Below are 12,358 nucleotides of genomic sequence, written 5' to 3'. Positions count from 1 at the left end.
TTCCCCTCTCCCCCTGTGGGAGAGGGTGGCGCCTCACGAAGTGAGGCGACGGGTGAGGGGTATCTCACAGCTCGGCAAGCTTGGCGATAATGTCTTCCAGCACAGCCCCGGGCGTCCGCAATGCGTCATTGTTCCAGTAGCGCAAGACCCGGAAGCCTTCTGCTGCCAGCGCGTCAGTCCTTGATGCATCTTGTGGCAACGAAGCGTGCTGACTGCCGTCGATCTCGATGATGAGCCGCTTCTCGAAGCACGCAAAGTCGAGAATGTAATTCCGAAATGGAACCTGCCTTCGGAATTTCAAGTGCGACAGGCGCCGATCAGGGAGCAGGCGCCACATCTTCGCTTCGGCATCGGTCGGCTCGTGGCGCATCTTCTTTGCGAAGCTGCGGAGGCGTTCGTCGCTTGGTCGATGGCTCGGCGTGCGCGGCACCAACCCCTCACCCGGCGCCTTCGGCGCCACCCTCTCCCACAAGGGGAGAGGGTGCAGTTGCGTGCGCGGAGAAAATCGTCACACCCGCATCGGCATCAGCACGTAGAGCGCGCCCTTGCTGTCGCGGTCCTGCACCAGGGTTGGCGAGCCGGGATCGGCGAGCTTCAGCACCGCGACCTCGCCCTCGATCTGGGCGGCGATGTCGAGCAGATAGCGCGAGTTGAAGCCGATATCGAGTGCGTCGGAGGCGTACTCGACCTCGATCTCCTCGGTGGCGCTGCCGGAGTCCGGATTGGTGACCGAGAGCACCAGCTTGCCCGCGGACAGAGCCAGCTTCACCGCGCGGCCGCGCTCGCTGGAAATGGTCGAGACGCGGTCGACGGCGGCTTCGAAATCCTTCTTGTCGACCACCAGTTCCTTGTCGTTATTCTGCGGGATGACGCGGCCGTAGTCCGGGAAGGTGCCGTCGATCAGCTTCGAGGTCAGCACCACATTGCCGAGCGTGAAGCGGATCTTGCCGTCCGACAGCTCGATCGAGATCTCGGCGTCGTCGCCCTCGATCAGCCGCTGCACCTCGCCGACGGTCTTGCGCGGGACGATCACGCCGGGCATGCCGGTCGCGCCCTTGGGCAGCGCGAGGTCGATCTGGGCCAAGCGGTGGCCGTCGGTCGCAACCCCGCGCAAGGTCGCGGCCTTGGCGCTGCCGGCGGCGTGCAGATAGATGCCGTTGAGGTAGTAGCGGGTCTCTTCGGTCGAGATCGCAAACTGGGTGCGGTCGATCAGGCGCTTGATGTCGGACGCCGGCAGCGAGAACGAATGCGTCATGTCGCCGGCGGCAAGGCCCGGAAAATCGCTCTCGGGCAGGGTCTGCAGCGTGAAGCGCGAGCGACCGGCGCGCACCGCGAGCACCGAGCGGTCGCCGTCGGCCTCGAGCACGATCTGCGAGCCGTCGGGCAGCTTGCGGACGATGTCGTAGAACATGTGCGCAGGCACCGTGGTCGAGCCGGCGGTTCCGGTCTCGGCCGCCAGGGTCTCCGTCACCTCGAGATCGAGGTCGGTCGCCTTCAGCGACAATTTGGCGCCCTCGGCGCGGATCAACACGTTGCCGAGGATCGGGATGGTGTTGCGGCGCTCGACCACGCGGTGAACGTGACCCAGCGATTTCAGGAGTTGCGCGCGCTCGACGGTGACCTTCATTGCAATACCCGCAAGATCCCTCAGATGGAAAAGCCGGGCGGCCGTTCAGGGCAGCATCGCGGCGTCGGAAACCCGAAAAGTCGGATCAATACCGGATTTGATCAAACCCACGGGGGGACCGCAAGGTGGCGCGGATGGCGGGCTGGCGCAAGGGAGACGGCGTCTGTTCCCCACGTTTTGGGTCCCAAATGGGTCGCCCTCCCCCTTGCGACAAAGGGGAGGGCGACCGAACCGGCGAGGCCTGCGACGGAAGTCTATTCCTGGAGCTGACGCTTCAGCGATTCGACTTCCTCCGACAGCGCCGTGTCCTTGGCGACCAATGCCTCGATCTTGCGCACGGCGTGCAGCACCGTGGTGTGGTCGCGGCCGCCGAACCTGCGGCCGATCTCCGGCAGCGAGCGCAGGGTCAGGGTCTTCGCCAGATACATCGCAACCTGGCGCGGGCGTACCACGTTGGCGGTGCGGCGCGACGACAGCAGGTCGGAGCGGCTGACATTGTACTGCCGGGCGACCACGCGCTGGATGTCCTCGATCTTGATCCGCTTCGGCTCCTGCGGGCGGATCAGGTCGCGCACCTCGCGCTCGGCCATCTCCAACGTCACCGGCTGGTTGTTGAGCTTGGAGTGCGCCAAGAGGCGATTGATCGCGCCTTCGAGGTCGCGGCCGTTATGGGTGATGGTGCGCGCCAGATAGTCGAGCACTTCCTCCGGCACGTCGAAGCTTGCGTGGTGGACGCGGGCTGCGGCGACGCGCGACTTGAGAATGCCAAGCCGCAGTTCCTCGCCGAGCGAGCCCATCTCGACCACGAGGCCACCGGCGAGCCGCGAGCGGACGCGGTCGTCGAGGCTTTCGAGGTCCGACGGCGGACGGTCGGCCGCGATCACGACCTGGCGGCCGGCGTCGATCAGCGCGTTCAGCGTGTGGCAGAACTCGGCCTGCGTCGACTTGCCCTGCAGGAACTGGAGATCGTCGATCACCAGCACGTCGATGCCGCGCAGCGCTTCCTTGAACGCCAGCGCCGTCTGCGTCTTCAGCGCCGCGACGAAGCCGTACATGAACTTCTCGGCGGTCAGATACAGCACCTTGCGCTCGCCGCCCGAATTGCCGGCCCAGGTCACCGCCTGCAGCAGATGCGTCTTGCCGAGGCCGACGCCGGCATGGATGTAGAGCGGGTTGAACATCACGGGATCGCCACGGCGTCCCTCCGCGACCTGGCGCGCAGCCGCATGGGCCAGCGTGTTGGAGCGGCCGACGACGAAGCTTGCAAAGGTCAGGCGCGGATCGAGCGGCGAGCCGCCGAGCGCGTCATGGCTGGCCGACACCGGCGCGGTCGCAACCGAGCGCAGTTCGGGCGCGGGGCGGCCATCGGTGCGCTCGACACGGCGCATCTCGACCGGCGCAACCGCTTCCTTCACCGGCGCCATCGCACGGATCGCGGAACGCACGGTGAGGTCGATGCGATGCACTTCGGGCATCTCGGCCTGCCAGCAGGTCAGAACGCGGTCGGCGTAATGCGCCTGGATCCAGCTCTTGAGGAACCGGGTCGGAACCGACAGGTGCACGCTCTCATCGTGCACGCTCTCCAGATCCATCCGTGCGAACCAGCTCGTGTAGACGTCCTCGCCGACGCTCGTCCGCAAACGTCCCTTCACCCGCGACCAGCGATCCTGTTCCGTGTTCGTCATTGCCTTCGTACTTTTCCAAAACTGAGAGATGATGATTGCGAAAGCGCCGCGCAGGTTTGCTGCCACGACGCGACCTCTAGCGGGCGCGGTCTGCTCCGGACATGGCTCTCCCGTGTGGCGGCCATGCGCCACGCGACAGATCAGCTGTTTGGAGAAGATGCGTCCCGCGAGGTCAGCGCGTACTCGACGGACTCTGCGGGTAAGAGCCAACGTCCGAGGGGTTGATTACGGCACCACTGGAGATCTGCACTTCGGCTGTCGTTGGTTCGACTGCAGTGATGATACCGTAAGGCATAAGTCCTCCCCCTCCCACCGCGACGTATCGCGGCAAGTTGTCAGCTTGCTGGTGTCTTCAAATTCGAACTGCCGCTACCGAACACCGAAATGCCCGGCGCTTCGCCGCCGCCGTGTCGTCGTCAACCCGTTCACTTGCTCCGCGTTCCCGCTGCCAGATTCCGACTGACGTCCTGGTCCCTCTTGTTCGATCCCCCAAATTGCCGGGGACATCGCCGGAGATATTTTGACACAGGTCGTCCGTCCTCATATCGCTATGAGCCGTCAATCTAGCTTCGCTTGGAGAGCGTCGCTAACGCACACACCGCCGCCGATTTGTGCGTCCGCCCTTGGGTCTCAAACCGCGCTGATCTGGAGAGCCGTGGGCGTCGCGAACAAGAAATAAATACACCAAGCGCATTTTCTGACAATCCGTGGAATCGACGGGGATCGAGACTCTTCGCGACTGTTGCGGCGTTGCCTATGCTGAGTTGCGAAAGCAAGTTTTTGAATCAGCGCACAGATTCACGCGTGTCACAAACGACGGTGCAATACCAAAAATTTTTCATAGAAAATTTACATTTGGTCTCGCGCCGGTCATTTTTCCAATCGCTGTTCAGCGCTATGTGCATAAGTAATTCGCGAGACGTCATTTTTCTCGATTACTTTTGCAGGGTAACCCGCGTCGCAATTTTCAACGCGAAATGTTCGCGCGCTATTCCATCTATCCAGCTTAGCGCAGGACAATCTCTGGGCGAGTGCGCTGCGTTAAGCATATTTGCCGGTAGAACTACGGACGCGACGAAACATGACACGCAGTTTGTTGCTCGGCAACGCTGAGTCTTCTCGCGCTATGAAACTTCCACGACAAAAGTCGAGACAAAAACAAAAAGCCCGGCGTGAGCCGGGCTTCGTGACAAATGTGTTCTTCAGTCAGCTCGATTGGCCGGCGTGCCGGTCGGCTTGTTACTTCGCGAGCTTGGCGATGCTCTGCGTGAGGCGCGACACCTTCCGGCTCGCGAGGTTCTTGTGAATGATGTTGCGCTGCGCTGCCTTCATCAGCTCGGGCTCGGCCTTGCGCATCGCCTTGAGTGCCGCCTCGCGGTCGCCGCTCTTGATCGCTTCTTCGACCGTGCGCACCGCGCCACGCATCTGGGTGCGACGCGACTTGTTGACGATGGTGCGGCGGGCAATCTTGCGGGTCGCCTTCTTGGCGGAGGTGGTGTTGGCCATGGTTCTCTAACTGTCCTTCGGCGGTGATCGCTCAGTGGTCGGGCTTGCGCGCACCGGCCGGTTCAAATCTCAACTCTGATGTATTTGTCCAAGGTATTGACTTGGGTGTCCTTGAGGCGGCCATACGAAGAGCGCAAAACTGCTGCCCCCGCATGCGGCACTGTCCAAAGAACAGCGGCGGCAGGATTGCGCCCGCCGCCATCGGCCGGTCTTATAGATGGCGCAGGCGATAGCGTCAACGCTTTCGGGACCGAAAAAGGGCCTGAAATCGGCCTCCGGGGGCCGGATAAGCCGCTGAAGAGGTTGAATTTCCGGGGGACGCCCGGTAAGGCCTGACGACGCGTGGGGCGCGACAGGGAGTTTGGGTGACGCATGATCCGCGGCTTTTTCCGTCTGATCGGCCTTTTGCTGCTCGCTGGCAGCTTCATCTTCATGGTCTATGACGGGGCCCGCTACGTCGCCGACCAGAGCCTGCGGTTCACCCAATTCGGGCAGTTCTGGAACGATATCCACCAGTCGAGCCAGCAGGCGTTCCATGCCTGGGTGGACCGCTTCGCGCCCTGGCTCTGGAACGATGTGATCCGCCTGCTGCTGGAGCAGCCAGTGTTCGCGGTGCTCGGCATTGCCGGCATCCTGCTGATGATCCTGTTCCGGCCGCGCAAGCCGCTGATCGGTTACGCACGCGACTGAACCGGCTGCAGTCCTGTTGGCCGCAGCCATCAGTAACGGGGATGCCATCATCTGCGTAAGGACATATATAGGTGACAGCCGGCCCGCAGGCCGCAGCCCGCGTCGGCCGATGTCCCGCCTGGAGGTGTCCATGTTGTTCATGCGCAAGACCACCGCGTTGCCAAGCGCCGCCGAGGCGCTGCCGGGCCGCGCGACGCCGATCCCGACCGCGACCACGCATTTCGTCAATGGCAGCAAATTGACGCCACCCTATCCGCAAGGCCTCGAGCAGGCGGTGTTCGGGCTCGGCTGCTTCTGGGGCGCGGAACGCAAGTTCTGGGAACTCGGCGACGGGATCTACACCACTGCGGTCGGCTATGCCGGCGGCCACACGCCGAACCCGACTTATGAAGAGGTGTGCTCGGGGCGCACCGGCCATACCGAAGTCGTGCTGGTCGTGTTCGATCCGAAGAAGGTCTCCTACGAGAAGCTGCTGAAGACGTTCTGGGAGAACCACAACCCGACGCAGGGCATGCGCCAGGGCAACGACATCGGCACGCAGTATCGTTCCGCGATCTACACGTTCAGCGACGCGCAGCGCAAAGCAGCCGATGCGTCGCAGGCGATGTATCAGAAGGCGCTAGCCGCCAAGGGGCTCGGCGCGATCACGACGGAGATCGCGCCATCAGGCGAATTCTACTTCGCCGAGGACTACCATCAGCAATACCTCGCCAAGAATCCGGCGGGCTATTGCGGGCTCGGCGGCACCGGCGTGTCGTGTCCGATCGGCGTCGGCGTCACCGCCGCCTGACCGCATCGGCCTTGCGTTAAATCGATGGCCTTCCGGCTCCCCACTCGGGCCGCGCAAACTCTTTGTTAACCATAAGTGGTGCAAGACTGGGCCTGTCTCGCCGTTGAGGGATAGGTCCGGTGCCGGTTGCACGCGCGTTACGATTGCCGATCACTGCCGTTGTGGCTGCGCTCGCGCTGTCTGGCTGCATGAGCACGTCCGGTCCCGTCGCGGTCGGCCCGCAAGGCGTCGATGCCGTCACCTATGGTCCGGCCTACGCACCCGCTCCGGTTGCCGATGGAGGCGGCGGTGCCATCAGCGCATTGCGTTCCGCCTTCGCCAGCGCTTCCCCTGGATATGGCTATGCCGCGCCGGTCGCCGCCCCGGTCGTCTACGCCGCCGCACCGGGTGGGCCCGCCGGTTACGACAACTCCTATCATCTCGGCCCGGGCGACAAGCTCCGCGTCGTGGTCTACGGCCAGGAAGGCCTGACCAACTCCTATGCGATCGACGCCGCGGGCGCGATCACCATGCCGTTGATCGGCTCGGTGCCGGCGCGTGGCCGCACGCCGGCCGGGCTCGCCGGCGAAATCTCGGCACGGCTGCGCAACGGCTTCATCCGCGAGCCGTCGGTGGCGGTCGAGATCGAATCCTACCGGCCGTTCTTCATCCTCGGCGAGGTCCAGGCTCCCGGCCAATATCCCTATGTGCCGAACATGACCGTCGAGAGCGCGGTCGCGATCGCCGGCGGTTTCTCGCCGCGGGCCAAGCGCGACAGCGTGACGCTGACCCACACGGATGCGTCCGGCGCCGGCCGCTTCGTGGTGCCGCTCGGCACGCCGATGAGCCCGGGCGATACGGTGTTCGTCGGCGAGCGCTGGTTCTGACGAAGGACAACGTCCTTCGTCACTCCGGGGCGATGCGCAGCATCGAACCCTCAGGTGCGCAATAGCGCACCGGGGGTCTGGTGCTTGCGCACCATCCCGGAATGACGCTTACAGCGTCACTTCTTCAGATGCTTCCCGAAAAATTCCATGCTGCGTGGCCAGGCGATGTCGGCGCTCGCCTTGTCGTAGCTCGCGCGCTCGTCGCAATGGAAGCCGTGCTGTGCGCCGGGATAGACGAAGACCTCGATCTCGGGCCGCTTCGACTTGATGGTCTCGACATCGCTCAGCGGAATGCCGGCATCCTTCTCGCCGAAATGCAGCTGCGTCGGCACGGCCGGCTTGTCGTCGGCGAAGCGGATGATGGCGCCGCCGTAATAGCCGATCGCGGCCGAGAGCCCGTTCAGCTTAGTGGCGGCCGCATAGGCGATGCTGCCGCCGAGGCAGAAGCCGATGATGCCGACCGGCCCGACCGACTTCACCGCGTCGATCGCCGCCTGGCTGTCGCGCAGCATCGCGGGAAAGTCGGGGTTGGCGACGAACTTTCGCGCCTCGGCGACTTCATCGGGTGAGTAGCCGCTCTGGAAGTTCGGCGTGATGCGGTCGAAGATCGAGGGCGCAATCGCGACATAGCCCTCCTTCACCAGGCGGTCGCAGACCGCGCGGATGTGCTGGTTGACGCCAAATATCTCCTGGATCACGACCACAGCGCCCTTCGGCGCACTGGTGGGATCGGCGCGATAGGCGCCGAGTTCAAATCCGTCCGAAGCCTTCAGTCTGATGTCTTGTCCCATGGTCCATCCTTGTCGTTGGGGGTTGCATGAAGGGGTTTAGCGCCATATCCAGTTTTCGCCCCAGTCGGCCTTCCAGCCGGTCAACCGGTGTTTGCGGAATTGCAGGAAGAGACGGTCGTGGTGCGGGAACAGCCCGCTGCCGCCGAGGTCGCGGAAGGTCAGGAAGATCTCGTTGCCGGGCCGCCCGCTGACATAAGTGAAGGGTGTGCCGAGCGCGCGTTGCGCGTCTGCGACGCCCATCCCGAACGCGAGCGGCGTGTGGTTGGACAGCGTCGCGGTGAAGGTCGGCGTGGCCGGGTCGGCGAACAGCCGTGGCTTCTGGGCGTTCGCGTCGGTCGCGGCCGCCGTCAGCAACAGAGCGACGACAACCGTCTTCATGAGGCGGCCTTTCCGGGCGCGTTCGCCGCGAGACCGTCGAGGAACGGCAGCACGGCGTCGATGAACGCCCGCGGCTGGTCGATGTTGACGGCGTGGCCGGCGTTCGGGATCACCGCCTTCTGCGCGCCCGGGATCTTTGCCGCCATGTAGTCGGACGCCGCCAGGAACGGCGTGTCGTCGGCGCCGACCACAACCAGCGACGGCACCTTGATATCAGGCAGTGACTCGATCACCCGGGCATCGCGCTGCGCCAGCATGCCGCGCGCGGCGAGCGCGAGGCCCTTGGCGTTGCGGTGGGTGACCGACGCGCGCTCGGCGCTCAAGGATTTCAGCACCTCGAGCCCTTCGCGATCGAAGCGGTCGCCGGTGTCGCGGGCGCGCTTGTTCCAGACCTCGCGGGCGTCGTCCTTCTTAAATCCCGGGCCGGTGTCGATGATCAGCAGCGCACGCACCCGCGCAGGATGGGCGCGATGGAAGGCGAGCGACATGTAGCCGCCAAGCGACAGGCCGCCGACAACAGCAGTGTCGGCGCCGGCGGCGTCCAGCAGGGCGGCGATGTCGCCGACCGTCTGTGCTTCGCTATAGGCATCCGGATTGTCGGGATAGTCGGACTGGCCGTGGCCGCGCATGTCCCAGAGAATGAGCTTGTACCGCTTCGACAGCGCCTCGATCTGGCCCTGCCACATCGCCGACGTCGACGAATAGCCGTGGGTGAGGATCAAGGGCGGGCCGCTGCCGTGAATCTCATAGTAGATATCGACGCCGCTGCGGTTGAGCTTGGCCATTGACGGGCTCCTTCTGCTGTCGATGTCAGGTCCGGCAGCGCTACCGACCTTGGTAGGAGTGATCGATACGGCATCAATACTGGCATTTCAAAAGCTTCATGCCGTTGCCGCATCGCACAACCGGCAGTTTCCGAAATTTATTCTTTTCGATCAATTCCAAATTGGATTGCCTCCAGCCGGGAACCGGATCATTGTTTCGGCAACTGTCGCTTACCCGGTGGGCGCCGGCCAAGACCCAACAGTGAGTTGCCGCCGTAAGCGGCTTCCGACACCGGAAGGGGAGAGAGATGCCAAATCTCAACATCAACGGACGGAATATGTCCGTCGAGGCGGCCAGTGACACGCCGCTGCTTTGGGTCATCCGCGAGCAATTGCAGATGACGGGCACCAAATTTGGGTGCGGCGCCGGTCTGTGCGGCGCCTGCACGGTTCACCTCAACGGCGAAGCGGTGCGGTCCTGCCAGACCTCGCTCGCCGACGCCGTCGGCAAGAAGATCACCACCATCGAAGGCCTCTCCGCCAAGGGCGAACATCCCTTGCAGAAGGCTTGGGTCGCCGAGCAGGTGCCGCAATGCGGCTACTGCCAGTCCGGCCAGATCATGCAGGCGGCGGCGCTGCTGTCGAAGAACACCAACCCGACCAAGGAAGAAGTGGTCGCGCATATGGACGGCAATCTCTGCCGTTGCATGACCTATTCACGTATCCAGAAGGCGATCATGCGTGCTGCGTCCGACATGCGCACCGCATCGGCCACCGGATCCGAGCGGAGGGCCACATGAACAAGCACGTGAAAAACCTCGCGCCCGAGACGACCGACCTCAGCCGCCGTTCCTTCCTGGTCGGCACCGCTGCAACCGGTCTCGTGCTCGGCTATGCCGGGTCCGGCATCGACCAGGCGCTCGCGGCGCCCGCACCCGCTAACTTCGAACCGAGCGTCTGGTACGCGATCGCGCCCGATGGCCTCGTCACCGTGACCTGCGGCAAGGCCGACATGGGCCAGCACGTCGCCTCGACGATGGCGCAGATCGTGGCCGAAGAGCTCGGCGCGAACTGGAAGGACATGCGGGTCCAGCTCGCATCCAACGATCCGAAGTTCAACGATCCCGTGCTGGGCGCGCAGATCACCGGCGGCAGCTGGTCGACGATGATGAACTTCGACGCCATGAGCCGCGCCGGCGCGGCCGGCCGCATCGCATTGACCGAGGCGGCGGCAGCCTCGATGGGCGTGCCGGCCAGCGAACTGGTGGTGCGCGATTCCAAGATCAGCCATCCGAAGTCGAAGAAGTCGATGTCGTTCGCCGAGGTGGTGAAGAGCGGCAAGGCGACCAAGACCTTCACGGCGGACGATCTGAAGGCGATCAAGCTGAAGTCGCCGGACCAGTACACCATGATCGGCGTCTCGGTGCCGCAGCTCGACATCCCGTTGAAGGTCAACGGCACGGCCAAATACGGCATCGACGTGATGCTGCCGGGCATGGTCCATGGCGCGCTGGTCACGCCGCCGGTCCGCTACGGCGCCACCGTGAAGTCGGTGGACGATAGCGCGGCCAAGAAGGTGCCGGGCTTCATCAAGGCCGTCACACTGGACGACAAGACCACGACCACCACCGGCTGGGTCGTCGCGGTCGCCAACACCCATGCCAACGCCAAGAAGGCGGCGGCGGCGCTGAAGATCGACTACGATGGCGGTCCGAACGCGAAGCTGTCCAGCGAATCGCTGCTCACCGAAGCCAAGCGGCTGCAGGGCCTGAGCGATTCCGGCCAGTTCTTCGTCAAGGACGGCGATCCGAATGCGGCCTTCGGCACGGCGGCCAAGGTGCTGGAGGCGGAATACACCACCAACATCAACATCCATGCGCCGATGGAGCCGATGAACGCCACCGCGGAGTTCAAGGGCGACATCCTGCACATCTATTCCGGCAACCAGTTCGCGACGCGCTCCGGTGCGATCGCGGCCGGCGCTGCCGGGATCGATCCGAAGTTCGTGGTGATGCACCAGATGTGGCTGGGCGGCGGCTTCGGCCGGCGTCTCGACGCCGACATGATGGTGCCGGCGGTGCAGGCGGCCAAGGCCGTCGGCAAGCCGGTCAAGGTCATCTACACGCGCGAGAACGACATGACGATGGATTTCTCGCGTCCGCTGACCTACCAGAAGGTGAAGGCCGGCGTGGACGGCGACGGCAAGCTCGTCGCATTGAGCCACGATGTCGTCTCTGCCTGGCCGACCCAGCGTTGGGGGATTCCCGACTTCCTGTCGCCCTCGGTCGACAAGAAGGGGCCGCTCGACGCGTTCACCGTCAACGGCTCGGACTTCTTCTACACCGTACCCAACCACTATGTGCGGGCGATCAAGAACGAGATGGCGCACAACGCCACCCCGTCCGGTCAGCTCCGCTCGGTGGCGCCGGGCTGGACGTTCTGGGCGGTCGAAAGCATGGTCGACGAGATCGCCCATGCGACCGGCAAGGACCCGGCCCTGCTTCGGGTCGAGCTGCTCGACGGCAAGGGCAAGAACGACGGCGGCGCGCAGCGTCTCCGCAACACCTTGCTCGCGGCGATGGGTCTGGCCGGCTACGGCACCAAGAAGCTGCCCAAGGGCGAAGGCATGGGCGTTGCCTGCGTGTCGTCGCAGGAGCGCGCTACGGCGAGCTGGACCGCCTGCGTCGCCCATGTCGCGGTCGCCCCCTCGGGCGAGGTGACGGTGAAGAAGCTGACGGTTGCGACCGACGTTGGTACGCAGGTGAATCCCGACGGCATCCGGGCCCAGGTCGAGGGCGCGGCGTTGTGGGGCATGTCACTGGCGCTGTTCGAGAAGGCGACGTTGAAGGACGGCGGCATCGAGCAGACCAACTTCGACAGCTACACGCCGCTTCGGATGAGCCAGCTGCCGGAAGTTGCGGTCAACGTCATCGCCAATGGCGAGAAGGCGACCGGCGTCGGCGAGCCCGCGGTGACGGTGGTGGCGCCGGCGATCGGCAACGCCGTCTTCAACGCGGTCGGCGCCCGTGTCCGCGGCCTGCCGATCACCGCGGAGGCCGTCAAGGCTGCGATGAAGGCGTAACCGCTTGAACCAATGAAAACGCCGGAGAGCGGATCGCTCTCCGGCGTTTTTTTGCGCCTGGGCGTCGAGAGGTCGTGGCGGCATCAGCATCCTTGACCTGCAAAAATTCATCATCCGCCCGCGATGCCCGCGGCCGGATCGATTTCCGGGCCGCCTGATCTTGCTGGCGGAATCCGCGA

At 64.4% G+C, this 12,358-nt stretch carries 12 protein-coding genes; 5 read left to right on the top strand and 7 right to left on the bottom strand.

What is annotated here, in order from left to right; all coding sequences use genetic code 11:
• Window positions 1–64 precede the first annotated feature (64 nt).
• The 4 genes from QMZ05_RS22490 to rpsT all read right to left on the bottom strand — a co-directional run bounded on the left by QMZ05_RS22490 (window position 65) and on the right by rpsT (window position 4,818).
• Window positions 65–430, bottom strand: a complete 366-nt coding sequence (locus QMZ05_RS22490) for a DUF559 domain-containing protein (RefSeq protein ID WP_353702721.1) — start codon at window positions 428–430, stop codon at window positions 65–67.
• Window positions 431–508: 78 nt separating this feature from the next.
• Window positions 509–1,627, bottom strand: coding sequence for a DNA polymerase III subunit beta (gene dnaN / locus QMZ05_RS22485; protein WP_353702720.1), 1,119 nt, complete (start codon window positions 1,625–1,627; stop codon window positions 509–511).
• 254 nt (window positions 1,628–1,881) lie between these two features.
• The gene (gene dnaA / locus QMZ05_RS22480) at window positions 1,882–3,312 is read right to left on the bottom strand and encodes a chromosomal replication initiator protein DnaA (RefSeq protein WP_074126562.1); all 1,431 of its coding nucleotides are present in this window, start codon (window positions 3,310–3,312) and stop codon (window positions 1,882–1,884) included.
• A gap of 1,239 nt (window positions 3,313–4,551) precedes the next feature.
• A complete protein-coding gene (gene rpsT / locus QMZ05_RS22475; RefSeq protein WP_021077661.1) occupies window positions 4,552–4,818 on the bottom strand; it encodes a 30S ribosomal protein S20 in 267 nt (88 codons plus the stop codon).
• Between the two features lie 372 nt (window positions 4,819–5,190).
• Here rpsT and QMZ05_RS22470 point away from each other — a divergent pair, with 372 nt between their 5' ends.
• The 3 genes from QMZ05_RS22470 to QMZ05_RS22460 all read left to right on the top strand — a co-directional run bounded on the left by QMZ05_RS22470 (window position 5,191) and on the right by QMZ05_RS22460 (window position 7,164).
• Window positions 5,191–5,508 carry a hypothetical protein gene (locus QMZ05_RS22470; protein ID WP_016842666.1) on the top strand — a complete coding sequence of 106 codons (318 nt, stop codon included), beginning with the start codon at window positions 5,191–5,193 and terminating at the stop codon, window positions 5,506–5,508.
• A 130-nt stretch (window positions 5,509–5,638) separates the two neighbouring features.
• Window positions 5,639–6,298, top strand: coding sequence for a peptide-methionine (S)-S-oxide reductase MsrA (gene msrA / locus QMZ05_RS22465; RefSeq protein ID WP_353702719.1), 660 nt, complete (start codon window positions 5,639–5,641; stop codon window positions 6,296–6,298).
• A gap of 119 nt (window positions 6,299–6,417) precedes the next feature.
• Window positions 6,418–7,164, top strand: a complete 747-nt coding sequence (locus tag QMZ05_RS22460; RefSeq protein ID WP_353702718.1) for a polysaccharide biosynthesis/export family protein — start codon at window positions 6,418–6,420, stop codon at window positions 7,162–7,164.
• Between the two features lie 116 nt (window positions 7,165–7,280).
• Here the strand turns inward: QMZ05_RS22460 and QMZ05_RS22455 are convergent, their stop codons facing one another.
• The 3 genes from QMZ05_RS22455 to QMZ05_RS22445 are packed head-to-tail and all read right to left on the bottom strand — an operon-like array spanning window position 7,281 to window position 9,118.
• Window positions 7,281–7,955 carry a dienelactone hydrolase family protein gene (locus QMZ05_RS22455; protein ID WP_353702717.1) on the bottom strand — a complete coding sequence of 225 codons (675 nt, stop codon included), beginning with the start codon at window positions 7,953–7,955 and terminating at the stop codon, window positions 7,281–7,283.
• A gap of 36 nt (window positions 7,956–7,991) precedes the next feature.
• A complete protein-coding gene (locus tag QMZ05_RS22450) occupies window positions 7,992–8,333 on the bottom strand; it encodes a hypothetical protein (RefSeq protein ID WP_353702716.1) in 342 nt (113 codons plus the stop codon).
• Window positions 8,330–9,118, bottom strand: a complete 789-nt coding sequence (locus tag QMZ05_RS22445; RefSeq protein ID WP_353702715.1) for an alpha/beta fold hydrolase — start codon at window positions 9,116–9,118, stop codon at window positions 8,330–8,332. Before QMZ05_RS22445 ends, QMZ05_RS22450 begins: the two co-directional genes overlap by 4 nt.
• 287 nt (window positions 9,119–9,405) lie before the next feature.
• Between QMZ05_RS22445 and QMZ05_RS22440 the strand changes: the two genes are divergently transcribed.
• Window positions 9,406–9,897, top strand: a complete 492-nt coding sequence (locus tag QMZ05_RS22440) for a (2Fe-2S)-binding protein (protein WP_050405446.1) — start codon at window positions 9,406–9,408, stop codon at window positions 9,895–9,897.
• Window positions 9,894–12,179, top strand: a complete 2,286-nt coding sequence (locus QMZ05_RS22435) for a molybdopterin cofactor-binding domain-containing protein (RefSeq protein WP_353702714.1) — start codon at window positions 9,894–9,896, stop codon at window positions 12,177–12,179. The genes QMZ05_RS22440 and QMZ05_RS22435 overlap by 4 nt, the downstream gene beginning before the upstream one ends.
• Window positions 12,180–12,358: the final 179 nt, after the last annotated feature.

Source organism: Bradyrhizobium sp. INPA03-11B (assembly GCF_040446015.1).
GTDB classification, from domain to species: Bacteria; Pseudomonadota; Alphaproteobacteria; order Rhizobiales; family Xanthobacteraceae; genus Bradyrhizobium; species Bradyrhizobium macuxiense_A.
The sequence above is the reverse complement of the archived record's forward strand: the minus strand, read 5'-3'. Positions and strand labels throughout refer to the sequence as shown.

Coding starts and splice junctions, on each gene's coding strand:
- dnaN (WP_353702720.1), bottom strand. CDS start 1,627: ATGAAGGTCACCGTCGAGCGCGCGCAACTCCTGAAATCGCTGGGTCAC.
- dnaA (WP_074126562.1), bottom strand. CDS start 3,312: ATGACGAACACGGAACAGGATCGCTGGTCGCGGGTGAAGGGACGTTTG.
- rpsT (WP_021077661.1), bottom strand. CDS start 4,818: ATGGCCAACACCACCTCCGCCAAGAAGGCGACCCGCAAGATTGCCCGC.
- QMZ05_RS22470 (WP_016842666.1), top strand. CDS start 5,191: ATGATCCGCGGCTTTTTCCGTCTGATCGGCCTTTTGCTGCTCGCTGGC.
- msrA (WP_353702719.1), top strand. CDS start 5,639: ATGTTGTTCATGCGCAAGACCACCGCGTTGCCAAGCGCCGCCGAGGCG.
- QMZ05_RS22455 (WP_353702717.1), bottom strand. CDS start 7,955: ATGGGACAAGACATCAGACTGAAGGCTTCGGACGGATTTGAACTCGGC.
- QMZ05_RS22450 (WP_353702716.1), bottom strand. CDS start 8,333: ATGAAGACGGTTGTCGTCGCTCTGTTGCTGACGGCGGCCGCGACCGAC.
- QMZ05_RS22445 (WP_353702715.1), bottom strand. CDS start 9,118: ATGGCCAAGCTCAACCGCAGCGGCGTCGATATCTACTATGAGATTCAC.
- QMZ05_RS22440 (WP_050405446.1), top strand. CDS start 9,406: ATGCCAAATCTCAACATCAACGGACGGAATATGTCCGTCGAGGCGGCC.
- QMZ05_RS22435 (WP_353702714.1), top strand. CDS start 9,894: ATGAACAAGCACGTGAAAAACCTCGCGCCCGAGACGACCGACCTCAGC.